Source organism: Geomonas oryzisoli (assembly GCF_018986915.1).
Classification (GTDB): domain Bacteria; phylum Desulfobacterota; class Desulfuromonadia; order Geobacterales; family Geobacteraceae; genus Geomonas; species Geomonas oryzisoli.
Genome location: NZ_CP076723.1, coordinates 1,695,418 through 1,719,242, shown reverse-complemented (window position 1 = coordinate 1,719,242; position 23,825 = coordinate 1,695,418). Strand labels below are relative to the sequence as shown.

Sequence of the window (23,825 nt, the reverse complement as noted above, 5' to 3'; positions counted from 1 at the left end):
TGAATCCCTCCGCGTCTTAGCGCCTTGGCGCCTTTGCGTTAGGTCTTTGGGCATAAAAAAAAGGCGGAGGATCTCATCATCCCCCGCCTTGCCAACTTCTAACCGGCCTCTCGGCCGCTATTTCTTCTTTTCCACCTCTTCGGTCATCCTCTTTTCGTGGGCCTCGCGCACCTGTTCCATCTCCTTCCAGTGCGCGTCCCAATCCTTCTTCCTGATGAAGTGCAGACCGACGCTGCCCAACACGATGCAGACCCCGAAGAAGAACTGCATGACCTTGAATCCCTCAGCAACGCCGTAAACCATGCACCCAACGCCGACCAGGCCGAGCAGGACCGGTGCACTGAAGATGAGGCCGACTAGGGATTGTTTCTCGTTGTTACCTGCCATCAAGTTCCTCCGTGTTGAGCACCCAGATTATTCGCCCCTACATCCCATGAAACATGCGCCGCTGAGGCTGTGCACGTTCCCGCCCCCGGAGGGGGAGGGTCAGGGAGGGGGATATCCCTAAGCCGTGCGGCTGGTGATCAGGATCAGGTGGTAGCCGAACTGGGTCTTCACGGGGCCGAGCACCTTGCCCACTTCACCGCTGAAGACGACCTCATCGAATTCGCGGACCATCTGGCCAGGGCCGAACTCTCCCAGGCGTCCGCCCTGGTTGCCGGACGGGCAGAGGGAATGGGCGCGCGCGACTTCACTGAAATCGGCACCCGCCTCGATCTGGTTCTTCAGCGCGACGCATTCTTCCTCGGTTGCCACCAATATATGACTTGCTGCAGCTCGTGCCATTTTCATCTCCTTTGTCTGGGGGACTGGCTCCGCAGGTGCCTGTCCCCTTGTATTTGTGGTCAGGGGACTGGCTCCGCAGGTGCCTGTCCCCCTTGCTCTCTGGCTACTTACAAAAGCAGCCTGTCCCCTTTTCCTTATGCGTACCGCACCAGCTCGGACATGTCCCGCACGGCGCGGTCCAGGCCGACCAGGATGGCGCGGGACATGATGGAGTGACCGATGTTGAACTCCTCGATGCCGCCGATTGCCGCCACCTTCTTCACGTTGGTGTAGTTCAGCCCGTGCCCGGCGTTGACACCGATTTCGAGCTTCCTGGCCAGCTTCACCGCGTTCTCGATCTTGATCAGCTCCTGGTTCTCCTCCCTCCAGGTGGGCGCATCGGCGAAAGAACCGGTGTGGATCTCGATGTAGTCGGTGCCGATCTTGTTGGCGGCCTTGATCTGGTCCGGGTCCGGATCGATGAACAGGCTGACGATGATGCCGCCTGCCTGCAGTTTCTCGATGGCGACCTTGAGCGCGTCCTGGTGGATCCTGACGTCCAGCCCCCCCTCGGTGGTCAGTTCCGCCCTCTTCTCCGGGACCAGGGTGCAGCACTCCGGCTTTACCTTCAGCGCGATGGCGATCATCTCGTCGGTTGCCGCCATCTCCAGGTTCAGCCTGGTCTTCACCGTCTGGCGCAGGATCTTCAGGTCGCGATCCTGGATGTGCCTGCGGTCCTCGCGCAGGTGGATGGTGATCTGGTCGGCGCCGGCAAGCTCGGCGATGGCGGCTGCCGCCACCGGATCCGGCTCGACCCCGCCGCGCGCATTACGCAGGGTCGCCACATGGTCGATATTGACTCCCAGTCTAGCCACGATTCTCACCTCCCAGGGCAGCGGACGCGGTCTGCGCGATCTCGTTGGCCCAATTGCGGATTGTCGCCTCGTCGTTGCCTTCCAGCATGATGCGCAAGAGCGGCTCGGTGCCGGACCAGCGGATCAGCACCCTCCCCTCACCTTTGAGCTTCTCCTCGACGTCGGTGATCACCTTGGCCACTTCCGGGATCTGCATCACGTCCGTCTTCTGCGGCAGGCGCACGTTCACCAGCACCTGCGGCAGGGAATGCATCACCAGGGCGAGCTCGGAGAGCCGCTTCTGGCGCCGCTGCATGATGGCAAGCACCTGCAGGGCCGAGAGGATGCCGTCCCCGGTGGTGTTGTGGTCCAGGAATATCATGTGGCCGGACTGCTCGCCGCCGAGGTTGTAGCCCCCCTTCAGCATCTCCTCGACCACGTAGCGGTCACCCACGGCGGTCTTGATCACCTCGCCGCCGGCGCGCTTCATGGCGATGTCGAGCCCCATGTTGCTCATCACGGTAGCCACCAGGGTGTTGTGCTTCAGGGTACCCTGCTTGAGCATGTCGGTGGCGCAGATGGCCATGATCTTGTCGCCGTCGACCACGTTGCCGTACTCGTCCACGAAGATGACGCGGTCCGCGTCACCGTCGAGCGCGATGCCCAGGTCTGCGCCGTGCTGCTTCACCGCCTCGCTCATCACCCCCGGGTGCAGCGATCCGCAATCCGCGTTGATGTTGGTGCCGTTGGGCTTGACGCCGATCGGAATCACCTCGGCCCCGAGTTCCTCGAACACCGCAGGGGCCACCTTGTAGGCGGCGCCGTTGGCGCAGTCGAGCACGATCTTCAGCCCGGAGAGGTCGAGATCCTTGGGGAAGGTGCTCTTCAAAAAGACAACGAAGCGCCCCTGGGCGTCGTCGATGCGGTACGCCTTGCCCACTTCCTTCGCGGTCGGACGCAGCGAGTCGATGCGCTTGGAGAAGATCAGTTCCTCGATCATCAGTTCGGTCTCGTCGGGAAGCTTGAAGCCGTCGCGCGAGAAGAACTTGATGCCGTTGTCCTCGAACGGGTTGTGCGAGGCGGAGATGACCACGCCGGCGTCGGCACGCATCGACGAGGTGATGTTGGCGATCCCCGGCGTCGGCAGCGGGCCGACCAGGAGCACGTCCACCCCCATGGAGCAGATGCCTGCCATCAGTGCGCTCTCCAGCATATAACCGGAAAGGCGGGTGTCCTTGCCGATCACGATGCGGTGACGTTTCTTGCCGTTTTTGAATATGTAGGCGGCGGCGCGCCCGATCTGCATGGCCATCTCCGCCGTCATCGGGTAGACGTTGGCCACGCCGCGGACCCCGTCGGTACCGAAAAGCTTCTTCATCACTTCACCTCGTAAATTAGTCTGTCTATGTCCCCCCTCCCCTTGCGGGAGGGGGTTAGGGGGTGGGGGAATCAGCCACCTTCATCGCTGCTGGCAGCTTCACCCACCCCCCTGCCCCCTCCCGTCAAGGGAGGGGGAGGATGCGCATTGGTAGCTACATCACCTGGTTTCTTTCGTTGCCAAGGTTATGCTCGCCGTAGCCGGCGCTACGTGCATCACCTTGATCTCCGCATCAAGGTTGAATTCTGCCTCTTTCAGCGATACCTGCTGCTGCCCGGGCTGGGCACCGGCTAAGTCGATACCGCACCTGGTCTGGTGGAAGGGGAGCAGAAAGAGCAGAATGCGCGGCCCCGACACGACCACCTCGGCCTCGGCGGGAGCCGCACCGTCCAACTGCAACCCGTGCGGCATCCGCTCCAGCACCACGGGGACCGTGAGCAGCATCTCCCCGGGCCGCTCCAGGATCACGCTCAGCCAGATCAGCACGGCCAGAAGCACCGAGAGGACCTTCACCCCCTTGAGCCATTCGCGTCCCTTGACATGCGTCGTCATTTAAGCCACCTCGGCTCAACCAGCCTTCTCAGGGTCTTGCCCAAGGAGGGCATGTCGATGACATCGGTCTTCTTGCCCCCCACGATCACGGAGGCGGTGCCGGTCTCCTCGGAAACGACCACGACCACGGCGTCAACCAGTTCGGTGAGCCCAATGGCCGCCCGGTGCCGGGTCCCCAGGCTCTTGCTGACCTCCAGGTTCTGGGTGAGCGGCAGGAAACACCCCGCCTTCGTCAGCTTGCCGTGCTGGATGATCACCGCACCGTCATGGATGGGCGAGTACGGCAAAAAGATCGACGAAATCAGCTCGCTGGTGACCTTGGCGTCGATGTCGGTTCCGACCGCCAGGTAGCTGTCCACCGAGATGGCCCGCTCGATCACGATGAGCGCCCCGATCTTCTTCTGGGCCAGCCCCGCGACCGCGAAGACCAGTTCGTCGATGACGTCCGACATCTCGACGTCCTTCTCGGTGCGGCTTCTCGCCAGCGTCGCGAACGCCCTGCGGATGTCGGTCTGGAAGATGACCGCGAGCCCCACCACGGACGAGGCCAGGATGAGGTCGACGATGAGACGGACGGTCTGCAGGGAGAAGAAGCGCGCCAGAAGGTGCAGGGCAACGAGGACCGAAAGGATGGCGAGGATGCGCAGCGCGAGCACTCCCTTGAGCAGTCGCGCCAGCCTGGAGACGATCAGAATTGCGAGCGACAGGTCCAGGAGGTCCCGCAGTATGCCTATGTTTTGCAGGAATGAGTTCATCCGCACCGGTCGGGAAGCTGCGCTTCCGGTTTTCGGGCCGCGGCCTACATGAGCGCCCGCGTCATCAAGACGACGTCCCTCATGGCTGCCACGTCATGCACCCGTACTATGGTGGCCCCGTGCACGATCGACATAGCGACCGCGGCAGCGGTGCCGAAAATCCTTTCTCCCCCGTCCCGGCCGGTAATGGCGCCAACGAAGGACTTGCGGGAAGGTCCCACCAGGATGGGGCGTCCCAGCGGCAGGAATTCCTCCAGCCGCTTGATCAGTTCCAGGTTGCCCTGGACGCTCTTGCCGAAGCCGAGCCCCGGGTCGATCGCTATCCGCTTTTCGGGGAGTCCCGCCTTCCTGGCCAGCGCAATGGAACCGGCCAGATATTCTTTCACGTCCGCGATCAGGTCGTCGTAGCCCGTGTCCTTCTGCATGGTGTCGGGCATGCCCCGGGTGTGCATCACCACGACGCCGGCATCGGCTGCGGCCGCGACGGCGGGCATCTCCGGATCGAACATGAGACCGGTGACGTCGTTCACGATTTCGGCCCCGGCGGCGCAGGCCGCCTTGGCGACCCCGGCCTTATAGGTGTCGATGGAGATGGGAACGGTGATCCGTCCCCTGAGCGCCTCTATAACGGGAAGCACCCGGTCCAGTTCCTCCTGCAGGCTGACCGCCGGAGCATTGGGCCGGGTGCTTTCGCCCCCGATATCGATGATGTCGGCACCCTCCCGCTCCAGATCGCAGGCCCGCTCAACTGCGGCCTCCAGGGAGAAGAAGCGCCCCCCGTCCGAGAAGGAGTCCGGAGTCACGTTCAAGATGCCCATGATCTGCGGACGCTCCAGGGACAGGGTACGTCGGGAAAGTTCCCACGTCTTTGCCGTCATCACTCGGCGGCGACGGGTTCGGCAGAGACCTCTTTGCCTTCGATGATGCGATCGACCTCCTCGCCGGTCAGGTTTTCCTTCTCGATGAGCGCCAGGGAGATGCGGTGCAGAGAGTCGAGGTTCGCCTTCAGGAGGTCCTGCACGCGCGCGTAGTTCTGCTCGACGATGAGCCTGATCTCGTGATCGATCTCGATGGCGGTCGCCTCGGAGTAGTTCTTCTGGTGCGCCATGTCACGGCCGAGGAAGATCTGCTCGTCCTTCTTGCCGAAGGAAACCGGCCCGAGCTTCTCGCTCATGCCCCACTCGCACACCATCTTGCGGGCGATGTCGGTGGCGCGCTCGATGTCGTTGCCGGCGCCGGTGGTCATCGAGTTGAAGATGATCTCCTCGGCGACGCGGCCGCCCAGCAGGACGGCGATGCGGTCCAAGAGCGACTCGCGGGAGTAGCTGTGCTTGTCCTCGATCGGCAGCTGCATGGTGACGCCCAGGGCGCGACCGCGCGGGATGATGGAGACCTTGTGCACCGGGTCGGCGCCCGGGATCAGTTTCGCGATCAGGGTGTGACCCGCCTCGTGGTAGGCCGTGTTCTTCTTCTCTTCGTCCGAGATGACCATGGAGCGACGCTCGACGCCCATGAGGACCTTGTCCTTCGCGTCGTCGAAGTCGATCATCTCGACCATGCTCTTCTCCTTGCGGGCGGCGAGCAGCGCTGCCTCGTTGACCACGTTGGAGAGATCGGCGCCGGAGAAGCCCGGTGTGCCGCGGGCGACCACGCCGAGGTCGACGTCCGGTGCCAGCGGGGTCTTCTTGGTGTGCACCTTGAGGATCATCTCGCGACCCTTGACGTCCGGACGGGGTACCACGACCTGGCGGTCGAAGCGGCCCGGGCGGAGCAGCGCCGGGTCGAGGACGTCGGGACGGTTGGTCGCCGCGATCAGGATGACCCCTTCATTGGACTCGAAGCCGTCCATCTCGACCAGGAGCTGGTTCAGGGTCTGCTCGCGCTCGTCGTGACCGCCGCCCAGACCTGCGCCGCGGTGACGGCCGACGGCATCGATCTCGTCGATGAAGATGATGCACGGTGCGCTCTTCTTGCCCTGCACGAACAGGTCGCGCACGCGGGAGGCGCCTACGCCCACGAACATCTCGACGAAGTCGGAACCGGAGATGGAGAAGAAGGGCACCCCGGCCTCGCCGGCGATGGCGCGGGCCAGGAGGGTCTTACCGGTGCCCGGAGGGCCCATGAGCAGAACCCCTTTCGGGATGCGGCCGCCGAGCTTGGTGAACTTCTTGGGGTCCTTCAGGAAGGAGATGATCTCCTCCAGTTCGTCCTTGGCCTCCTCGATGCCGGCCACGTCCTCGAAGGTGATGCGACCCTGCGCCTCGGTAAGCAGCTTCGCGCGGCTCTTGCCGAAGGCCATCGCCTTGCCGCCGCCACCCTGCATCTGGCGCATGAAGAAGATCCAGACCGCCACCAGGAAGATGATCGGGAACCAGGAGACCAGCAGCGAGAACCAGGAGAAGTGCTCCTCCTCCGGGCGGGCCGAAACGGCGATCTTCTTCTCGATCAGCTTGTCGGTCAGGTTGGCGTCCGCCGGTTTGAAGGTCCTGAACTCCTTGCCGTCGGCGAACTTGCCGAGGATCTCGTCGCCCTGGATGACCACCGAGGCCACCGGGCGGTTCACGTTCTTCACCTTGCCGGTTTCCACCGCCTCGATGAAGTCGCTGTAGTCCAGTTTTTCCTGGGTCGGCTTGGGCTTGTTGAACAGGTTGAACAACAGGATCATCATCAAGCTGATAACAAGCCAGAGCGCCAAGTTCTTATAAAATTGATTCAAGTTTCCTCCCGATCAATCGGTATGCTGCAAACACTCAATCTGCAATGACTTTGTCATGACACAGAAAGCGTGCTGCTTGGTTGAACGGTCGCCTATGCCGGCTTCCTTATGAGAATGAAGAAAAAAGCGTTCAAATGAGTAAAAAGGATTACCATAAAGGGTGCAGGTTGACAAGAGCTTTAAGGTGTAATTTCAAGAATTTCGACCCGCAAAACCGCGCCAGTCTTGGAAGTTACCCGTGCTCTCTCACCGATACGCATACCGGCAACCCAGACGATCTCTCCGTTGCTGAAAACAAGCGGCACGCGGCCACGTTCATGAAGAGGTAGCTTTTCGTTGATGAACAACTCCTTCACCTTCTGCGATCCGGTCATTCCCAGCGGCGTAAAGCGGTCGCCGGCGCTGAACGGGCGCACCAGCCAGGGGAAAGGCGCCGCATCCTCCGAGAGGTAGGCGATCTTTCTGGAGCCGGTGGCCGGATCTTCCGGAGGCGGCACCCGGCGCACCGTGAGCGTCATCCCGTTTTCCAGCGGATAGCTCCCCTCCCCCGGCACGACCAGTTCCCACGGCCTCGGAACCGAAGGCTCGGCGCAGGTAAAGCTCAGCCTGTCGTAGCAGCGCTTCACGCGCAGGTCGCCCGGAAGCTTCAAGCGGGCATTGGGCCGACTGGAGCCGGCGAGGCGATCGATGGCTTCCAGGTGTGTTAGCGCAATGCACCTCAGGTCCCCGCGCAGTTCGTTCAGCCCGTGGCGGTAAAGACGCAGGCGCAGTCCCCGGTGTTCCTGAAGCAGGGCCTTGATGCCGAAGCTCACTTCATCGTCTACCGATGAGGCGAGCCGGTCGAAGGCGCCGGCGGTAAGGTGATCCAGGAGTTCCTCGTCCGCCGCGAGTATTTCCGCCGTGGCCGCGAGCCGTTCGGTGACCTTGGGATTGTATTTCTTCAGGACGGGGATCAGCTCATGGCGGATGCTGTTGCGCAGGATGGTGGTATCGGAGTTACTTTCATCGGTTCGCCAGGTTAAGCCGCGCTCCTTCAAGTACCGCTCAATATCTTCCCGGCCCACCTTGAGCAGCGGGCGTTTCACAAGGTTGGCGCCGCTTGCCTTCATGGCGCTGAGCCCGGTGGCACCGGCACCGCGCAGCAGGCGGATCAGGACCGTCTCCGCCTGGTCGTCCAGGTGGTGAGCGACCGCGATCCCGGTCGCGCCTCGGCGCCTGGCCACCTCGTGGAAAAAGGCGTAGCGCGCCTGGCGTCCCGCGTCCTCGAGCGAAAGCCCCTCGGCCGTGGCAAACGAAGCGACATCGACCCGGATGGCAACAAAGGGGAGACGGTAGCCAGTGGCGAGGTCCGCGACGAACTTCTCGTCGTCATCTGAATGAGTGCCGCGCAGGCAGTGGTTCAAGTGGGCGACGATCAGCTTGAGCCCCTCGATCTCGAGCCGGGACAGGATGTCGAGGAGCGCCACCGAATCGGCCCCGCCGGAGACTGCCACGACGACGGTTTCACCGGGGGAGAACAGATCTTGCGAGCGGACGTTGGCGACGAGGTCTTTCAAGCGGTAACGGCTCCTGTATGGTGGGCTGCGGCAAGGTAGCGAAGTGCTGCGAAGGGGTGGAACAGAGCAGGGGCGAATGATTATTCGCCCCTACAGGTGATACGTTCATGATTCAGGCGGATTACGCCCACCAGACAGGTCGGGTCGTAGGGGCGAATGATCATTCGCCCAGCCCAAGCGGCCCTACTGTCGCAGCCTCTCCAGCAGCGCCCCACCTGCCCCAACCGAGTTTTTCAACGTAGAACATAGAACGTAGAACCTAGAACGTTTTTCGCCTCTCTAGTCCTTAAGCGTGCACTCCCGCTCCCAGGCGTTGTAGCCGTCCCCCACGATATCCCAGAACGACTCGATGCGCCCGGCGTAGTAATCCAGTTGCGAGCATTCCGCCTCGATGGCCTGGAGGAACTTGAGCGAGATGAGCTGGTGGCCGTAGAGGAAGCGGTAGAACTCGCGGATCCCGGCCAGGTACCCGTCGATCTCGGAAGCCAGCGGTTCCATGGTGTTGACGATGTACCAGTTGCCGGCGAACTGGCGCACGATCCCCGGACGCTCGTCGAAGATGCTGCGCCCCTTGATGGAGACCACGAAATCGCGGGTGAAGTAATCCGCCGCGCCGGCCAAAGCCGTCGCCTGTTCCGGCGTCATCCCCGTTTGTTGTATCTCCTCGTAGAACCGGTGCAGCAGGTCGCTCACCAGCTTATCCACCCGCACCTCGTCCTCGAGAGTCGTCGGCACGTAATCCCTTTTATCAACCTTCAGCACGTCGAATGCCTCTTCGCAAAGTTCAGCCATGGAATCCTCTTGTCTTAAAAGATGTTCAACGTTCAATGTTCAACGTTCAGCGGGCGCCTCCGATTCCTGCAACCTCACCGTGATAGCGCCCGCACCGGGTGTCAGCTTCCAGGCCACCTGCACTGAAGAAGCCGTCAAGACGCCCTCCCAACAGCCAGTTCAAAGGCCGGAACGTTGAACGTTGAACATTGAACGGTTTCTGCCTCTTACTGCCGTCTCGGGTCCAGCGCGTCCCGTATCCCCTCCCCTACCAGGTTGTAGGAAAGCACCGTCACCAGGATGGCCACACCCGGGAACAGTGACAACCACCAGGCGAACTCGATGTAATCCTTGCCCGAGGTCAGGATGTTGCCCCAGCTCGGCGTCGGCGGCTGCACGCCTATCCCTAAAAACGACAGCGCCGACTCGGTCAGGATGGCGCCGGCCACCCCGAGCGTCGCGGAAACCAGCACCGGCGACAGCGCGTTGGGCAGGATGTGCCGGAAGATGATGCGCAGATCCGACGCCCCCAGAACCCGCGCCGCCAGTATGAAATCCCGGCTCTTCAGCGAGAGCACCTCGGCACGCACCAGTCGCGCCACCCCCATCCAGCCGGTAAGCCCGATGATGACCATGATGTACCAGATGGAAGGCTCCAGCATGGCGATCACGGCGAGGATCAGGAAGAAGGTCGGGAAGCAGAGCATGATGTCGACCAGCCGCATCAGGACCGAGTCGATCCAGCCGCCGTAAAAGCCGGCGAAGAGACCGATCACCGTCCCGATCACAACCGCAATGCCGACCGCGACGAAACCGACCTTGAGCGATACCCGGGCGCCGTACACGACACGTGTGAAAACGTCACGCCCCAGTTCATCGGTCCCGAACCAGTGGCTTCCGGACGGAGGCAGCAGTACGTGCCACGCATCGATGGTATCGGGGCTGTAGGGCGTCACCACTGCGGCCGCCATCGACAGCACGAACAGCGCCACGATCACCACCAGCCCCGCCGTCGCGAAACGGTTGCCGGTGAAGCGCTCCCAGAACTCCCGGAACGGACTGCTCACCTGGTCACGCATGGCGCCCCCGAACTGCTGAATGCTGCCAGTTATTCGACCTCGACCTCGACCTGCCTCTCATCATCCCCTCCCGTGCCTGATGCGCGGATCGGCCAGGGCGTAGCAGAGGTCGGCGAGCAGGTTGCCGATCAGGGTGAGGCAGGCGCCGATCACCAGGATCCCCATTACCAGCGGGTAGTCGCGCGCCATCACCCCCTGGTAGAAGAGCTGCCCCATGCCGGGAATCGAGAAGATGGTCTCGAAGATGACGCTGCCGCCGATGAGAGCCGGAAGCGAGAAGCCGAGCAGCGTGATCACCGGAAGGAGCGCATTCTTGAGGGCGTGCCGGTAGATCACCACCCGCTCCCTCACCCCTTTGGCCCGGGCGGTGGTGATGTAGTCCTGCGACAGGACCTCGATCATCGTGGAACGCATGTAGCGCGAAAGCCCCGCGAGGCTCCCGAAGGTGGCGATCGAAACGGGGAGCACCAGGTGCCTCGCCAGGTCCGCGCTGCGCCAGAAGAAGGACCACTGGTCGCTACCCAGCGAGTGGATCCCCGAGATGGGGAGCCAGCCGAGCTTCACCCCGAACAGGTACATGCACAAAAGCGCCAGCCAGAAGGTCGGCACCGCGAAACCGACGAAAACGAAGACGGAGATGGCGCGGTCCAGCAACGTGTCCCGGTGCACCGCCGCCATGATCCCGATGGGGAGCGCCAGGCCGAACTCGAGAATCAGGGCGATCACGTTGAGCGAGATGGTGATCGGGATCCTTTCCTTGATCTTGTCCAGGACCGGGCGGTTGTCCGGCGCGAAGGAGCGGCCGAAGTCCAGCCGCGAGAGGTTGGAGAGCCACATCCCGTACTGCACGTGCAGCGGCTTGTCCAGCCCGTAGAACTCGCGCAACCGGGCCCGAGTCGCGGCCGAGGCCTTGGGGCTCATGGCGGTCGCCATCTCCACCGGTTCCCCCGGCGCGAGATGGATCACCGTGAAGGTGATCAGCGTGATCCCCAGGAGGAGCGGGACCAGCATGAGTATCCTTTTGATCAGGTAGTTGGCCATAGTTGTCTGAAGTGTTGCATGAGCCCGCCGCGCTATGTCATTAGCAGCGGCAGGCCGGTTGTATGTCTGTGCCTCAGCTCACGTATCGTGCACCGCTCCAGGCGGCGCTGCTGCAAACCGTTGTCAATTGTCCATTGTCAATTGTCAATTGCTCACTGTTCCACATACCACTTGATGAAGTTGTGCATTATCCCTGCAGGCGCGGGCTCTATCCCCTTGATCCTCGAGGTCACCACCGGCAGCGCGTCGGGCACGTACAGGAACGTGTAAGGCTGGTCCTTGGCAAGGATCTCCTGGATCTTGTAGTAGCAGTCGCGCCGCTTGGCCATGTCGAAGGTGCCGCGCCCCTCCACGATGAGGCGGTCCAGCTCCGGGTTCAGATAATGGATGAAGTTCAGTTCCTTGGGCCCGGTCTTGGACGAGTGCCAGACGTCGTAAAGGTCGGGGTCCTGGGATATGGTCCACCCCAGCAGCACCGCCTCGAACTTCCCCTTGTCGATGAAGTTGGTGAGGAAGGAGGCCCACTCCATGACCCGGATCTTCACGTCGATACCGACCTTTTTCAGGCGCATCTGGATGATCTGGGCGCATTTGAGGCGCTGGTCGTTCCCCTGGTTGGTCATGATGGTGAAGCTGAGCGGCTTGCCGTCCTTCTCCAGGATGCCGCCCGCCCCCATGTGGTAACCCGCCTCCTGCAACAGCTCCTTCGCGCGCTCCGGATCGTAGCCCGGATCGTTGTCGACCTTGGACTTGTAGGCCCAGGTGCCGGGCTTGTACGGGCCGTGGGCGATCTGTCCCATCCCAAGCAGCACGCCCTGGATGATCTCTTCCTTGTTGATGGCGCAGGTGATGGCCCGGCGCACCCTGACGTCCTGGAACATGGGCAGGCGCAGGTTGTACCCCAGGTAGGTGTAGGCCGAGGCAGGGTAGCGGTACTTGTTGAAGCGCGCCAGGAACTCCTCCCTCGTAGTCTGGCGCTGGTACTGCACCGGGGAGAGCCCCATCATGTCCACCCCGCCCGCCTTCAGCTCCATGTACATGGTCGAGTTGTCCGGGATGATGCGGTAGACGTAGCGCGCCAGGTGCGGCGCCCCCTCCCAGTACTTCGGATACGCCTCAAGCACGAGCCGCTGCCCGGGGACCCACTCCTTGAAGATGTACGGACCGGTGCCGACCGGATTGCGCGACAGCGCGCTCTTGGTGATGTCCTTCCCCTCCAACAGGTGCGCAGGCAGGATCGGCATCCCCCAGGAGGCGAGCGCCGGCGCAAAGGGCTTGGCGTAGGTGACCCGGAAGGTGTACGGGTCCGGGGCCTGGGCGCTTTGCACCTGCTTGAAATCCTCGGCATATGCGGTCGGGGTCTTGGGATCGACGGTGACGCGGTAGGTGTAGAGCACGTCGCGCGAGGTGAAGTCGTGGCCGTCGTGCCACTTCACCCCGCGCCGCAGGTGGAAGGTGATCTTGAGCCCGTCCGGGGAAACCTCCCACGATTCGGCCAAGTCCCCCTCCAGCTTCAGGTTCTTGTCGTAGCGCACGAGCCCGTTGTACACCAGCCCGGAGATGTCGCTGGAGGAACTGTCCGAAGCGAGGATCGGGATGAGGTTGGAGGGCTCGCCGATGCTCCCGGTGACGAACTGCGATCCCCCCTGCCCCTGCGCCTTATTCCACGGCGCATCCTTGCCGCAGGCGGTCAGAAAAAGGAGGACCAGGAGGCAGACGGTGCGGGCCAGGCTCATTTCTCACCGGCTTCCTGGCGGCAGTGCTTGATCTTCTCGGCGAGTTCGGCGCTCTGCTCGGGCTCCATCTTCTGCAGTTTCTTGTAGAGCGGCAGCGCCTTCTTGAAGGCGTGGGTGGCGCAGTAGACGTCGGCCAGGTGCCCCAGCACGGTGGCGTCGCCTTCGGAGAGCTCGGCGGCCCGCTCCAGTTGCGCGATCGCCTCGTTGTAGCGCTTGAGCTTGAAGTAGGTCCACCCCAGGCTGTCCAGGATGAACCCGTCGTCAGGCCTCAGGCTCACCGCCTTTTTCAGGTAGGTCAGCGCCTCCTCCAGGTTCTCACCCATCTCCGCGTAGGTGTAGCCCAGGTAGTTGAGGGCCTGGGGATCGTCAGGGGTCACCGCCAGCACCTTCTTCATCATGGCGACGGAAAGCTCCTTCTGCCCCATCTTGTCGTAGAGGATGCCCAGCCGGAACAGCACGCGCGGATCGGCCTGCATTTTGGGGTCCATGCTCTTCAGGGTGTCGACGCCGCGCTGGTACTGCTCCATCGACTCGTAGAACCCGGCCAGGTGCAGGTACGGCTCGATGCGGGAAGGCTGCTCCCCGATTTCCTGCAGCAGCAGGACGATCCCCTTCTCCGGTTGTCCCTTCTCCTTGTACAGGTAGGCCAGGTGCCCGAGAGAGTCCAGGTAGTACGGGGACTCGCGGGAGATCTTCTTGAATTCGACGATGGCCTGGTCCACGTCCTCCTTCTCCTCGTACGCTGAGGCGAGGTAGAAGCGGACCTGCTGCGCTGTCGGTTCGGCCACGAGGATGTCCTGGAAGGTCTTGATGGCCTCGTCGTAGCGCTCCAGTTCGAGCAGCAGCAGGCCGATCTTGCGCGAGGTCTCCAGAGACTTGCCGCCTCGTTGCTGCAACAGGGCCAGGGCTTCCTCCAGGCGCTTCTGCTGGATGTAGAGCTGCGCCAGGTGCTGGATGACGTTGGCGTTGTTGGGGTTGATCTCGAGGAGATCCTTATAGCTGTCGATGGCGTCCGGGATGAGCCCCTGGGTCTCCTGGGAGATCCCCATCTCGATCAGGGCCTGCTCGAAATCGGGCTTGAGGTCGACCGCCTTCTTGTAGTAGGCGAGCGCCTCTTTGGGAAGACGCATCTGCTCGTAGGTCTTGGCGAGGTAGTAGTAACCGAGCGCCGAATCGGGGGAGGCCTTCACCAGCGCCTTCAGGGTGTCCACCGCCTGCTCGTACTCGAAGTTCTTCAGGTAGTAGATGGCGATGTGCAGGTAGACCTCTTCCTTGGTCGGGTCGAGCTCGATCACCTTCTTGTAGTGCTGGACCGCCTCCTTCTCGCGCTGCATGCTCATCAGGATGTTGCCGCACAACTGCTCGGCCTGAAGCGAGGCGGGATCGATGGCGATGGCGGCCTGGCACTCGCTTAGCGCTTCTTCGGGACGGTTCTGCTGCAGGTAGATCTGTGCCGCGGCGTTATGCAGGAAGGCGGAGGAGGGATCGGCGGCGATCGCTTCGCGCAGAAGGAGCAGGGCTCCGTCCTGGTCCCCTTCGGACGCACGCAGCCTGGCCTCGGCGAACAGCGACAGGTTCCTCCCTGCCCCGGGGGGCGGGGTCGGCGCGGTAATGGCTCCGAGTTCGGCGAGCGGCGGCAGTTCCGAAGCTTGTTCGGTGGTGGCGCAGGCGTTGAGCAGCAGGGGCAGGAAAAGGAGCGCTAGACACTTCTTGGTCATGGGTTACCTGTGGCTTCGGTAGATTTCGGGCAAAATCTAAAAAACGCGGCACCCCGGTGGGATACAGTATCCGGGGTGGCGCGGTTCACTACATGAAAGCTAGCATAAATAGGTACCAGCGTCAAACAACATTTAGATGCATTTTAGACTGTTGCACCTCAAATGCGGTATGATACTATTCTCAAGTGAAATCATCAGCTTACCGGCAAAACGATGGATCAAAAGCTTATAAAATCGCTACTTGAAGCAGCGGCCTACCCCGAACCGACGGCAAAGGTGCGCCTGGTCGAGACCCACGTCTCTTTCATCTTCATCACCGACCACTTCGTATACAAGGTAAAAAAGGCCGTCGACTACGGCTTTCTGGACTTCACCACGCTGGACCGGCGCCGCTTTTACTGCGGCGAAGAGGTGCGCCTGAACCGGCGCCTGTGCCCCGAGGTCTACCTCGGGGTCGTGGAACTGCGCGAGAGCGCGCGCGGCGCGGGTTTTACCGGTACCGGCGCGGTCATCGACTACGCCGTCAAGATGAAGCGCCTCCCCGAGGAGCTCATGCTGGACCGCCTGCTCCGGGAGGGAACCGTCTCCGGCGCCGACATGACCCGCATCGCGGCGGCCGTCGCCTCCTTCCACGCGGGCGCGGAGCGCGGCCCGCACATCGACGCCTGCGCCTCCCCGGCCATGATCGGTGCGAACTGGGAGCAGAACTTCCGCCAGAGCGCCCCGTTCGTCGGCAACACCCTGCTGGCCGGGGAACTGGCGGAAATCCGCCAATGGGTGAGCGCGTTCCTCGCGCAGAGCGAGACGCTGTTCCAAGCCCGCATCGCCGGCGGCTTCATCAGGGACTGCGACGGCGACCTCCACTCGGGCAACATCTGTCTCACCGATCCGGTCTGCATCTTCGACTGCATCGAGTTCGGCGAGCAGTTCCGCTACATAGATACCGCCGCGGACCTCGCCTTCCTGCTCATGGACCTCGAGTACGCCGGGCGCGCCGACCTGTCCCGCGCGCTGCTGCTGTCCTACGGCGAGGCCAGCGGCGACCGGGGCATGGCGCCGCTGCTCGACTTCTACAAGGCGCAGCGGGCCTTCGTGCGCGGTAAGGTGACCAGTCTGCGCCTGGCCCAGCCCGGGCAGGACGCGGCCGAATCCGCGGCCGTCGGCAGCGCGGCGCGGCGCTACTTCCGCCTGGCCCGCGGCTACACGCTGAGAAGCCGGCTCACCCCGGTTCTCGTCCTCACCTGCGGCCTGAGCGGCAGCGGCAAGAGCAGTCTGGCCGCCGAGCTCGCCCGGGAGCTGGGACTGGACCTGGTCCGCTCCGACCTGGTGCGCAAGGAGCTCGCGGGCGTGGCTCCCTCCGGTGTGGAGCCAAGCGCCGCCTACCGGGACGGGATCTACAACGAGGAGATGGACCAGGCCACCTACCGCGCCCTTTTGAGCCGGGCCGAGCGCTCCCTTGCCGAGCACAGGGGCATCGTGGTCGACGCCACCTTCCAGCGGCGCTCCGACCGGGAGCTGTTTCGGCAACTGGCCGCACGGCTTGGGCGCCCTTTCCTGATCATAGAAACCCGCTGCCCGCAACAGGTCGCTCGCGAGCGGCTGGAGCGGCGGCGCCACGATCCCACCGAGGTCTCCGACGCCCGGTGGGAACAGTACCAGCGGCAGCAGGCCGAATTCCAGTACCCCGAAGAGGGGGAAAGCCTGCTCCTCGACAGCACCCTCCCCGTCTGGGACGAGGCGGACCGGGTGCTGGCCGCCATGGGGTTGACGGCATGAAGAACAAACTGAAGCAAGTGGTGCTGCACCGGCTCAAACTGAAGGACACCTGGGTGATCTGCTTCGTCCTCGGCCTTGTGATGATGAACTATCCGTTCATCAGCATCTTCAACAAACCGACCCTTCCCTTCGGCATCCCGCTGCTCTACCTCTACCTGCTGATCGGCTGGGTCTTCTCCATCTTCATCGTCTACTTGTTCAGCCGGGCGGCACGCAAGGACAGCGACACCAGGGAGCATATGTAATGCTGGATGTCAACTGGGTGTGGGGCACGGCCCTGCTCTACATAGCCTTTCTCTTCCTGGTCGCCTACTACGCCGACCAGCGGCAGAAGGCCGGCCGCAGCATCACCGCCACCCCCTGGGTCTATGCCCTCTCCATCGCCGTCTACGCCACCTCCTGGACCTTCTACGGCTCGGTCGGCAAGGCCGCCACCACCGGCATAGACTTCCTCCCGGTCTACCTGGGCCCCACCCTCACCGCGTTCTCCTGGTGGTTCCTGCTCAAGAAGATGGTGCGGATCTCCAAGGAGAACAACATCACCTCCATCGCCGACTTCATCAGCTCCCGCTACGGCTCGTCCCAGTGGCTGGGCGCGATCATCACCGTGATCACCCTGATGGGGGTGATGCCCTACATCGCCTTGCAGCTGCGCGCCGTCTCGACCTCGTTCACCATCATCACCGGGTACCACGATTTCCACCTGGGTTTCATGGAGCGCATCTACATCCCCTCTCCCCATCCGGGGCTCTTCACCGCGCTCTTTCTGGCCGTTTTCAGCGTCCTCTTCGGCGCGCGCCACCTCCTCTCCACGGAGCGCCACGACGGCCTGGTGGCGGCGATCGCGCTCGAATCGCTGGTGAAGCTGATCGCCATGCTCACCGTCGGCATCGGCATCACCTATTTCGCCTTCAACGGCATGGGGGACATCTTCCAGCGCATGCACCAGAAGGATCCGCTCATGCTGACGCGGCTCACCACGCTGGGCGACCACGGCGACAACTCCTACGCCTCCATGTTCAGCATCCTGACCCTCTCCATGGGCGCCGTGATGCTCCTGCCGCGCCAGTTCCAGGTCATGGTGCTGGAGAACGCGCACGAATCGCACCTGAACACGGCGTCCTGGCGCTTTCCCGCCTACATGTTCCTCATGAACCTGTTCGTGATGCCCATTGCCTTGGCCGGGGTGCTGCTAAACGGCAGCAACGCCGGGGCGGACTATTTCGTGCTCACCCTTCCCATGCAGCTTGGCTACCAGTGGCTGGCCCTGGTCGCCTTCCTGGGTGGCTTCTCCGCTTCGGCGGGGATGGTCATGGTGGAATCGATCGCGGTATCGACCATGCTCTTGAACCACGTGCTGCTGCCGGTGGTGATCAAGCTCAAGCCGCGCGCCTGGTTCCCGCAACTGCTCATTAACCTGAAGCGCCTGGGGATCGTGCTGGTGATCCTCCTGGGGTATCTGTACCAGAGCGTGGTCGGTGAAAACTACATGCTGGCCAACATGGGACTCATCTCCTTCTCGGCCGCCATCCAGTTCGCGCCGGCCCTGGTAGGGGGGCTCTACTGGCCCCGAGGCAACAAGGCGGGCGCCATCGCGGGACTTGTCGCCGGCTTCGGGGTCTGGTTCTACACGCTGTTGCTCCCCTCGCTGCTGCGGGCCGGCGGCTGGCAGAGCAGTTTCCTGTTGAACGGCCCCTTCGGCTTCACCCTGTTGCGCCCGCAGGAGCTCTTCGGGCTGACCGGGCTGGACCCGTACACCCACACCCTGTTCTGGAGCATGTTCATCAACATCTCCGCCTACCTGTCCCTGTCCATCCTCCTTGGCCAGAGCGAGAAGGAGCGCGAACAGGTGAACCGCTTCGTGCGCGTCTTCACCCCAGAGAGCGCGACGCCGCACTGGGAAACCAAGCGTCTCTCCAAGCCGGTCACCATCGTGCAGTTCGTGAACCTCATGACCAAGTTCATCGGTGAGCAGCAGGCCAACGCCGCCATCACCGACTACCTGGGGGACCGGGAGATCGACAGCAAGGGGGGGGTCTCCGAGTTCGAGCTCCCCAACCTGAAGCGCTTCGTGGAGAAGACCCTGGCCGGCTCGCTCGGGGGGGCCGCGGCGGGTGCGGTGGTGGAGAGTTTCCTCTCCGACATCGGGTCGCGCATGGAGCCGGTCTACGACATCTTCTCCACCGTGCGCACCTCGCGCGACCAAAGCCGCGAGGCGCTCTTCGTGCGGCTGCGCGCCTCAGAGATCATGAACCGGTCGCTGGAGCTGGACATCATCATGGGGGATCTTCTGGAGCTTTTGCTGCGCGAGTTCAAGCTCGACCTCGCCGTGATCAGGCTCCTGAACCAGGAATCGGTACTGCAGGTGCGCTGCTATCGCGGCATCGGCGGCGAGCGCCTCACCGCCGAGGACCGTCTGCTGGAGATCGACACCCACGTCGGCGAGGCCTTCCTGGGGCGCCGCACCGAGTTCTTCAACGACACCACCTTCATCACCAAGCCGATCGCCAAGGAGATCTTCCGCAGGGAAGGAATCAAGTCCTTCGCCCACATCCCCATCGCCAGCGAGGGGGCCCAGCCGGTCGGCATACTCTCGGTCTTCTCCCGTTCCATCGTGGGGCTTTTCACCGAGCAGTTCGTGGAACTGCTGGAGAGCCTGGCCGGGCAGCTGGCCCAGGCGGTGCGCATCGTCGAGGAGCGCGAGGCCAAGGAGCGGGAGCGGCGCCAGAAGGAGGCCGCCCTCCTGGAGAACGCCAGGGTGACCCGGGACCTCGAGCTCGCCAAGCAGATCCAGCTCTCGCTGCTGCCGGAACACCCCCCCGCCCTGCCGGGGGCGCACATCGCCAGCCGCTGCGTCCCCGCCGCGCACGTGGGGGGGGACTACTACGATTTCTTCGAGCGGGGCGAGCAGGTGGTGGACCTGGTCATGGCCGACGTCTCCGGCCACAGCGTCGGGGCGGCCCTGATCATGGTGGAGACCCGCAGCGTGCTCAGGGCCCAGATCAAGGAGCCGCGCTCGGCCCGGGATCTCTTGCAGCTGTTGAACGAGCTCCTCTACGACGACCTCACCGGCGCCGAGCTCTTCATCACCATGTTCTGCGCGAGATACGACAGCGCGAACCGGACCCTCAGCTACGCCAATGCCGGCCACACCCGCCCCCTGTTGTTTCGCGCCGGCAACTGGGTGGAACTCGACGCCGAGGGGCTCATCCTGGGAGTGGAGCGAAACGTAGACTTCGAGGAGCTGCGGATCACGCTGCAGGCGGGGGACCTCCTCTTCATCTACACCGACGGCATCATCGAGGCCGAGAACGCGGCGGGTGAGCTCTTCGGCATCCCGAGGCTGTGCGAGCTGATCGGTACGCTTACCGAGCATGAGCCCGAGGTGTTGATCGAGAAGGTGCTGTCGGAGGTCTCTTCCTACGCCTGGCCGCAACCTTTACAGGACGACATATCCATGGTAGTCATGAAAGTTGCCTGAACCGGGGGCGGCGCCACTTGCTAAATGTCGGCACTTATTGCACAATAAATCTGGCTGTATACCGTACGGACCTCACAACAAGGAGATGGTTATGAACCTAGCAAGCGAGACGAGGAACGACGTTGTAATCATATACGTCAAGGAGGAAAGGCTGGACGCGCACAACTCTACTGAACTCAAAAGCGCGGTACAGAAGCTTTTCGAGGACGGCAAGAAGAACGTCCTGGTGGATCTGAAGGATGTACGTTTTATCGACAGTTCCGGGCTGGGCGCGCTGGTCTCGGGGTTCAAGAACGCCATCTCGCACCAGGGGAACCTGAAACTTTCCTCGCTGCAGTCCCAGGTCAAGTCGATGTTCGAGCTGACCCGCCTGCACCGGGTCTTCGAGATCTTCCCTTCCACGGCTGAGGCGGTGGAGAACTTCCAGTCCTAACGGATCGGGTGGCACAAAGCGAGGCATCAGATGGAAGGAAACACGATCGAGGTCGACATAAAGGTTCCCAACAAGACGAGGTACCTGAGCCTTATCGGGAAGATCGGGGAGGACATCGCCCGCGAGCTGGAGCGCTACAGCGGCGACAAGGAGATCCTTGCCTACCATCTGAACCTGGTCCTCACCGAGGCGATGGTGAACGCCATCAAGCACGCCGGCCCCAAGGAGCCGGAAAAGCTCGTGCGCATCGTGATCACCCTGCACCATGACGACCTGACCATCAGGGTCTACGACGACGGGCAGGGGTTCGACATCAACTCCATCCCGGCCCCCAACTTCGAGGAGTTGGAGGACCGGGGGCGGGGTATCTTCCTGATCCGCACCCTGATGGACTCGGTGGCTTACCGCAAGAACTGCAAGGAGAACATGCTGGAGATGAAGAAAAAGCTCGGTTGAGGGTTACCCCCGCCTGCAGCGGTAGCATACCATCGCCGCTCCCAGCAGGAACATCGGCAAGCTCAGCATCTGCCCCATCGAAAATCCCCCCAGAAGAAATCCGATCTGCTCGTCGGGCTGCCTGACGAACTCCACCAGGAAACGGAACAGGCCGTACATCGCGATGAAGGACCACACCACCACGCCGTCATGCCGCACCCTCTTCGAGATCGCGTACAGGATCAGGAACATGACCGGCCCTTCCAGGAACGCCTCGTACAGCTGCGACGGATGGCGCGGCAGCGGTCCGCCGGTAGGAAAGACGATCCCCCAGGGAACGTCGGTGACCCGGCCGTAGAGCTCGCCGTTGATGAAGTTGCCGATACGGCCGAAGCCCAGCCCCACCGGGGCCGCCAGGAAGCCGATGTCGGCCAGCGGGTAAAAGCGGAGCTTGAACTTCCTGATGAAGTAGAGGCTCGCCAGGAGCGCCCCGATCAGGCCGCCGTGGAAGGACATCCCCCCCTCCCATACCGCGAACAGCTTCAGCGGGTGGGACAGGTAGTAGGAGAAGTTGTAGAACAGGATGTAGCCTAAGCGCCCTCCCAGGATGACCCCCACCGCGACGGTGAAGATCAGGTCGGCGACCTGGTCCTTGTTCAGGGGGAGCCCCTTGCGTTTCACCCCGGACAGGATGATGAAGTAGGCGGCGACGAAGCCGCAGATGTACATGAGACCGTACCAGCGGAATTCCAGCGGCCCCAGGCGCAGGAAGACCGGGTCGATGTTCGGGAAGATCATGCTGCTTTCTCCAAGGTGATAGTTATTGTGTCCGACTCGGGGCCCGCGGCAGAAGGGACAGGCTCCGTCAGGTGCCTGTCCCTCTCGCGGAACGCTCCTCTCAGCTCAGCCGCCTGCCAAACACCAAGGGACAGGCACCTGGCGGAGCCACTCCCCGGAATTATTTCCTGAACTCGGGAGGGACGCCGAAGCGGTCGGCGCTCTCGCGCACCTGGTCGAGTCTCTTCTGCTGGGCCTTGACCCTGTCCTCGGCGACCTTGATGCTGTTCTGGATGGTGAGGTACTCGGAACGGGTCATGCGCGAGGTATCGACAAGCCTCCCCTTGAGGGTGGCAAGCTCCGACTCCGCGTTCTTCAAGTTGAACTCGGCCTGCAGGAACTCCCTGCGCCAGGCGGCCTCGTCCTTGCCGCCGTAGCTCTTCTTGGCCCCCTGGGCCTCTTCCGGTTTTCCCTTGGTCGGCTCGGCCGAGCCCCCTTCGATCACCCTGGGGCTGGCGTCCTCCTCTCCGACTCTCCTCGCCTTCTTCCGGAACTTCTTGGGGACCTGTCCCAGGTCATCGGCGAAATTCACCGTGCCCCTCTCGTCGGTCCACTGGTAGGTTTCCCCCGCTGCGGTCAGCGGGTACAGCAGGAGCAGCAACACGAGCAATCTTTTCATTCTGGCCTCCTTTAGCGTGCCTTCAGGGATCTGCACCTCGCGCCGGTTACACGGCCGCCGGGCGACTACCCCGGAGGCCATCCAAGCTTGCGGCCTGCCAGCAGGTGGAAGTGGATGTGCCAGACCGACTGCCCGGCTCCGGCGTTGTTGTTGTTCACCAGGCGGAACCCTTCCTGGTCGAAGCCGCGCTCCCGGGCCAGCGCCGCGGCGACGCGGTGCACCGCCCCGATCAACTGGTCGTCCGCCGGGGTGAGCTCCAGGGTGTTCACCAGGTGTTTCTTGGGAATGATGAGGATGTGGGCCGGCGCCACCGGGTTGATGTCCTCGATGGCGAAGAGGAGGTCGTCCTCATAGACCTTCTTTACCGGGATGGTGCCGTCGGCCATCTTGCAGAACAGACAATCACTCATGATTTCCTCCAGTTTCAAAGTAAAGGTTCGAGTTTTGCTCAAACCTCGGCCAGGGGCTGCGACGTGCCCCCTGGATGCTTTTGCAGGTGGATCAGGAACTCCTTGTTCCCCTTGGGGCCCAGGATGGGGGACTCGCAGACGTCCAGCACCAGGAGTCCCAGTCCCTTGGCCAGTTCGGTCACGTTCTCCACGACCTCCAGGTGTTTCTTTTCGTCCCTGACCACGCCCCCCTTCCCCACCTGTCCGCGTCCCACCTCGAACTGCGGCTTGATCAGCGCCACGATGGTGGCGTCTTCCCTGATCAGGCGCAGCGTCGGGGGGAGCACCTTGTCGAGCGAGATGAAGGAGGCGTCGATCACCGCGAGGTCGGGGGCCTCCGGGAGCGATTCCAGGTGGCGGATGTTGGTTTTTTCCAGGTTCACCACCCGCGGGTCCTCGCGCAGTTTCCAGGCGAGTTGGCCGTAGCCGACATCGACGGCATAGACCCTGCGGGCGCCGCGTTGCAGGAGGCAGTCGGTGAACCCGCCGGTGGAAGCGCCGACGTCGACCGCGCAGAGGCCCTCTACCTGTATGGCGAAGTGGTCCAGCCCCTTGGCGAGCTTCAGGCCGCCGCGGCTCACGTAGGGGAGCGGTTCCCCCTTCAGGCGGATCTCCGCCTCCAACGGCACCATGAGTCCCGCCTTGTCCGCCAGGTGGTCGTCCACCACCACCTGTCCCGCCATGATCAGTGCCTTGGCCCTTTCCCGCGAGGGCGCGAGCCCCCGTTCCATGACCAGCTTGTCGAGTCTTTCCTTCGCCACCTTCTCTCCAGTACCCCAAAAACCAAAAGCAAAATGACCTAACGCAAAGGCGCGGAGCCGCAGAGGCGCGAAGACAAGCATTAGGGTACCCCCCAAAGCTTTTGAATTGTTCT

The 23,825-nt window shown here is 62.9% G+C and carries 23 protein-coding genes; 5 read left to right on the top strand and 18 right to left on the bottom strand.

Annotated features, from left to right (window positions below; genetic code table 11):
• Positions 1–117 precede the first annotated feature (117 nt).
• The 14 genes from KP004_RS07630 to KP004_RS07565 form a co-directional block, all read right to left on the bottom strand.
• On the bottom strand, positions 118–387 hold the full coding sequence (locus KP004_RS07630) for a hypothetical protein (protein ID WP_216801738.1): 270 nt from the start codon (positions 385–387) through the stop codon (positions 118–120).
• 117 nt (positions 388–504) lie between these two features.
• Positions 505–786, bottom strand: a complete 282-nt coding sequence (locus KP004_RS07625; RefSeq protein ID WP_216801737.1) for a peptidylprolyl isomerase — start codon at positions 784–786, stop codon at positions 505–507.
• Positions 787–920: 134 nt separating this feature from the next.
• On the bottom strand, positions 921–1,640 hold the full coding sequence (locus tag KP004_RS07620; RefSeq protein WP_216801736.1) for a pyridoxine 5'-phosphate synthase: 720 nt from the start codon (positions 1,638–1,640) through the stop codon (positions 921–923).
• On the bottom strand, positions 1,633–2,997 hold the full coding sequence (gene glmM / locus KP004_RS07615; protein ID WP_216801735.1) for a phosphoglucosamine mutase: 1,365 nt from the start codon (positions 2,995–2,997) through the stop codon (positions 1,633–1,635). Before glmM ends, KP004_RS07620 begins: the two co-directional genes overlap by 8 nt.
• 159 nt (positions 2,998–3,156) lie before the next feature.
• Positions 3,157–3,549, bottom strand: coding sequence for a YbbR-like domain-containing protein (locus KP004_RS07610; RefSeq protein WP_216801734.1), 393 nt, complete (start codon positions 3,547–3,549; stop codon positions 3,157–3,159).
• The gene (gene cdaA, locus KP004_RS07605) at positions 3,546–4,304 is read right to left on the bottom strand and encodes a diadenylate cyclase CdaA (protein WP_216801733.1); all 759 of its coding nucleotides are present in this window, start codon (positions 4,302–4,304) and stop codon (positions 3,546–3,548) included. Before cdaA ends, KP004_RS07610 begins: the two co-directional genes overlap by 4 nt.
• 44 nt (positions 4,305–4,348) lie before the next feature.
• Entirely contained in the window at positions 4,349–5,182 is an 834-nt protein-coding gene (folP, locus tag KP004_RS07600) for a dihydropteroate synthase (protein ID WP_216801732.1), read from the bottom strand.
• Positions 5,182–7,020: an ATP-dependent zinc metalloprotease FtsH gene (gene ftsH, locus KP004_RS07595; RefSeq protein ID WP_183347439.1), complete on the bottom strand. Its 1,839-nt coding sequence runs from the start codon at positions 7,018–7,020 to the stop codon at positions 5,182–5,184. Before ftsH ends, folP begins: the two co-directional genes overlap by 1 nt.
• A gap of 179 nt (positions 7,021–7,199) precedes the next feature.
• Positions 7,200–8,576: a tRNA lysidine(34) synthetase TilS gene (tilS, locus tag KP004_RS07590; protein WP_216801731.1), complete on the bottom strand. Its 1,377-nt coding sequence runs from the start codon at positions 8,574–8,576 to the stop codon at positions 7,200–7,202.
• Positions 8,577–8,855: 279 nt separating this feature from the next.
• The gene (locus tag KP004_RS07585; RefSeq protein ID WP_216801730.1) at positions 8,856–9,368 is read right to left on the bottom strand and encodes a hypothetical protein; all 513 of its coding nucleotides are present in this window, start codon (positions 9,366–9,368) and stop codon (positions 8,856–8,858) included.
• A gap of 206 nt (positions 9,369–9,574) precedes the next feature.
• Positions 9,575–10,426 (bottom strand): oligopeptide ABC transporter permease, encoded by an 852-nt coding sequence (gene opp4C, locus KP004_RS07580; protein WP_216801729.1) that lies wholly within the window; start codon positions 10,424–10,426, stop codon positions 9,575–9,577.
• 60 nt (positions 10,427–10,486) lie between these two features.
• On the bottom strand, positions 10,487–11,467 hold the full coding sequence (locus KP004_RS07575) for an ABC transporter permease (protein WP_216801728.1): 981 nt from the start codon (positions 11,465–11,467) through the stop codon (positions 10,487–10,489).
• Between the two features lie 152 nt (positions 11,468–11,619).
• Entirely contained in the window at positions 11,620–13,203 is a 1,584-nt protein-coding gene (locus KP004_RS07570; protein ID WP_216801727.1) for a peptide-binding protein, read from the bottom strand.
• Positions 13,200–14,921, bottom strand: coding sequence for a tetratricopeptide repeat protein (locus tag KP004_RS07565; protein ID WP_216801726.1), 1,722 nt, complete (start codon positions 14,919–14,921; stop codon positions 13,200–13,202). The genes KP004_RS07570 and KP004_RS07565 overlap by 4 nt, the downstream gene beginning before the upstream one ends.
• Positions 14,922–15,134: 213 nt before the next feature.
• Between KP004_RS07565 and KP004_RS07560 the strand changes: the two genes are divergently transcribed.
• The 5 genes from KP004_RS07560 (at position 15,135) to KP004_RS07540 (ending at position 21,067) form a co-directional block, all read left to right on the top strand.
• Positions 15,135–16,697: a bifunctional aminoglycoside phosphotransferase/ATP-binding protein gene (locus KP004_RS07560; protein WP_216801725.1), complete on the top strand. Its 1,563-nt coding sequence runs from the start codon at positions 15,135–15,137 to the stop codon at positions 16,695–16,697.
• Positions 16,694–16,942 (top strand): hypothetical protein, encoded by a 249-nt coding sequence (locus tag KP004_RS07555; RefSeq protein ID WP_216801724.1) that lies wholly within the window; start codon positions 16,694–16,696, stop codon positions 16,940–16,942. Before KP004_RS07560 ends, KP004_RS07555 begins: the two co-directional genes overlap by 4 nt.
• Positions 16,942–20,178 carry a SpoIIE family protein phosphatase gene (locus KP004_RS07550; RefSeq protein WP_216801723.1) on the top strand — a complete coding sequence of 1,079 codons (3,237 nt, stop codon included), beginning with the start codon at positions 16,942–16,944 and terminating at the stop codon, positions 20,176–20,178. Before KP004_RS07555 ends, KP004_RS07550 begins: the two co-directional genes overlap by 1 nt.
• Positions 20,179–20,269: 91 nt before the next feature.
• Positions 20,270–20,611 (top strand): STAS domain-containing protein, encoded by a 342-nt coding sequence (locus tag KP004_RS07545; protein WP_216801722.1) that lies wholly within the window; start codon positions 20,270–20,272, stop codon positions 20,609–20,611.
• Positions 20,612–20,641: 30 nt separating this feature from the next.
• Positions 20,642–21,067, top strand: coding sequence for an ATP-binding protein (locus KP004_RS07540; RefSeq protein ID WP_216801721.1), 426 nt, complete (start codon positions 20,642–20,644; stop codon positions 21,065–21,067).
• 3 nt (positions 21,068–21,070) lie between these two features.
• On the opposite strand, the gene lgt is transcribed toward KP004_RS07540, so the two are convergent.
• The 4 genes from lgt to KP004_RS07520 all read right to left on the bottom strand — a co-directional run bounded on the left by lgt (position 21,071) and on the right by KP004_RS07520 (position 23,712).
• A complete protein-coding gene (gene lgt, locus KP004_RS07535; RefSeq protein ID WP_216801720.1) occupies positions 21,071–21,844 on the bottom strand; it encodes a prolipoprotein diacylglyceryl transferase in 774 nt (257 codons plus the stop codon).
• Positions 21,845–22,004: 160 nt separating this feature from the next.
• On the bottom strand, positions 22,005–22,502 hold the full coding sequence (locus KP004_RS07530) for a DUF4124 domain-containing protein (RefSeq protein WP_216801719.1): 498 nt from the start codon (positions 22,500–22,502) through the stop codon (positions 22,005–22,007).
• 65 nt (positions 22,503–22,567) lie between these two features.
• On the bottom strand, positions 22,568–22,912 hold the full coding sequence (locus KP004_RS07525) for a histidine triad nucleotide-binding protein (RefSeq protein ID WP_216801718.1): 345 nt from the start codon (positions 22,910–22,912) through the stop codon (positions 22,568–22,570).
• A gap of 38 nt (positions 22,913–22,950) precedes the next feature.
• Positions 22,951–23,712 (bottom strand): TlyA family RNA methyltransferase, encoded by a 762-nt coding sequence (locus KP004_RS07520; protein ID WP_216801717.1) that lies wholly within the window; start codon positions 23,710–23,712, stop codon positions 22,951–22,953.
• Between the last annotated feature and the right edge of the window lie 113 nt (positions 23,713–23,825).

Excerpts from the sequence above, each read along its gene's own strand:
- KP004_RS07575 (WP_216801728.1), bottom strand. The coding sequence starts at position 11,467 with ATGGCCAACTACCTGATCAAAAGGATACTCATGCTGGTCCCGCTCCTC.
- KP004_RS07525 (WP_216801718.1), bottom strand. The coding sequence starts at position 22,912 with ATGAGTGATTGTCTGTTCTGCAAGATGGCCGACGGCACCATCCCGGTA.
- KP004_RS07570 (WP_216801727.1), bottom strand. The coding sequence starts at position 13,203 with ATGAGCCTGGCCCGCACCGTCTGCCTCCTGGTCCTCCTTTTTCTGACC.
- KP004_RS07555 (WP_216801724.1), top strand. The coding sequence starts at position 16,694 with ATGAAGAACAAACTGAAGCAAGTGGTGCTGCACCGGCTCAAACTGAAG.
- KP004_RS07560 (WP_216801725.1), top strand. The coding sequence starts at position 15,135 with ATGGATCAAAAGCTTATAAAATCGCTACTTGAAGCAGCGGCCTACCCC.
- folP (WP_216801732.1), bottom strand. The coding sequence starts at position 5,182 with ATGACGGCAAAGACGTGGGAACTTTCCCGACGTACCCTGTCCCTGGAG.
- glmM (WP_216801735.1), bottom strand. The coding sequence starts at position 2,997 with ATGAAGAAGCTTTTCGGTACCGACGGGGTCCGCGGCGTGGCCAACGTC.
- KP004_RS07530 (WP_216801719.1), bottom strand. The coding sequence starts at position 22,502 with ATGAAAAGATTGCTCGTGTTGCTGCTCCTGCTGTACCCGCTGACCGCA.
- KP004_RS07550 (WP_216801723.1), top strand. The coding sequence starts at position 16,942 with ATGCTGGATGTCAACTGGGTGTGGGGCACGGCCCTGCTCTACATAGCC.
- KP004_RS07625 (WP_216801737.1), bottom strand. The coding sequence starts at position 786 with ATGGCACGAGCTGCAGCAAGTCATATATTGGTGGCAACCGAGGAAGAA.
- KP004_RS07585 (WP_216801730.1), bottom strand. The coding sequence starts at position 9,368 with ATGGCTGAACTTTGCGAAGAGGCATTCGACGTGCTGAAGGTTGATAAA.
- KP004_RS07540 (WP_216801721.1), top strand. The coding sequence starts at position 20,642 with ATGGAAGGAAACACGATCGAGGTCGACATAAAGGTTCCCAACAAGACG.
- KP004_RS07545 (WP_216801722.1), top strand. The coding sequence starts at position 20,270 with ATGAACCTAGCAAGCGAGACGAGGAACGACGTTGTAATCATATACGTC.
- KP004_RS07565 (WP_216801726.1), bottom strand. The coding sequence starts at position 14,921 with ATGACCAAGAAGTGTCTAGCGCTCCTTTTCCTGCCCCTGCTGCTCAAC.
- cdaA (WP_216801733.1), bottom strand. The coding sequence starts at position 4,304 with ATGAACTCATTCCTGCAAAACATAGGCATACTGCGGGACCTCCTGGAC.
- opp4C (WP_216801729.1), bottom strand. The coding sequence starts at position 10,426 with ATGCGTGACCAGGTGAGCAGTCCGTTCCGGGAGTTCTGGGAGCGCTTC.
- KP004_RS07610 (WP_216801734.1), bottom strand. The coding sequence starts at position 3,549 with ATGACGACGCATGTCAAGGGACGCGAATGGCTCAAGGGGGTGAAGGTC.
- lgt (WP_216801720.1), bottom strand. The coding sequence starts at position 21,844 with ATGATCTTCCCGAACATCGACCCGGTCTTCCTGCGCCTGGGGCCGCTG.
- KP004_RS07630 (WP_216801738.1), bottom strand. The coding sequence starts at position 387 with ATGGCAGGTAACAACGAGAAACAATCCCTAGTCGGCCTCATCTTCAGT.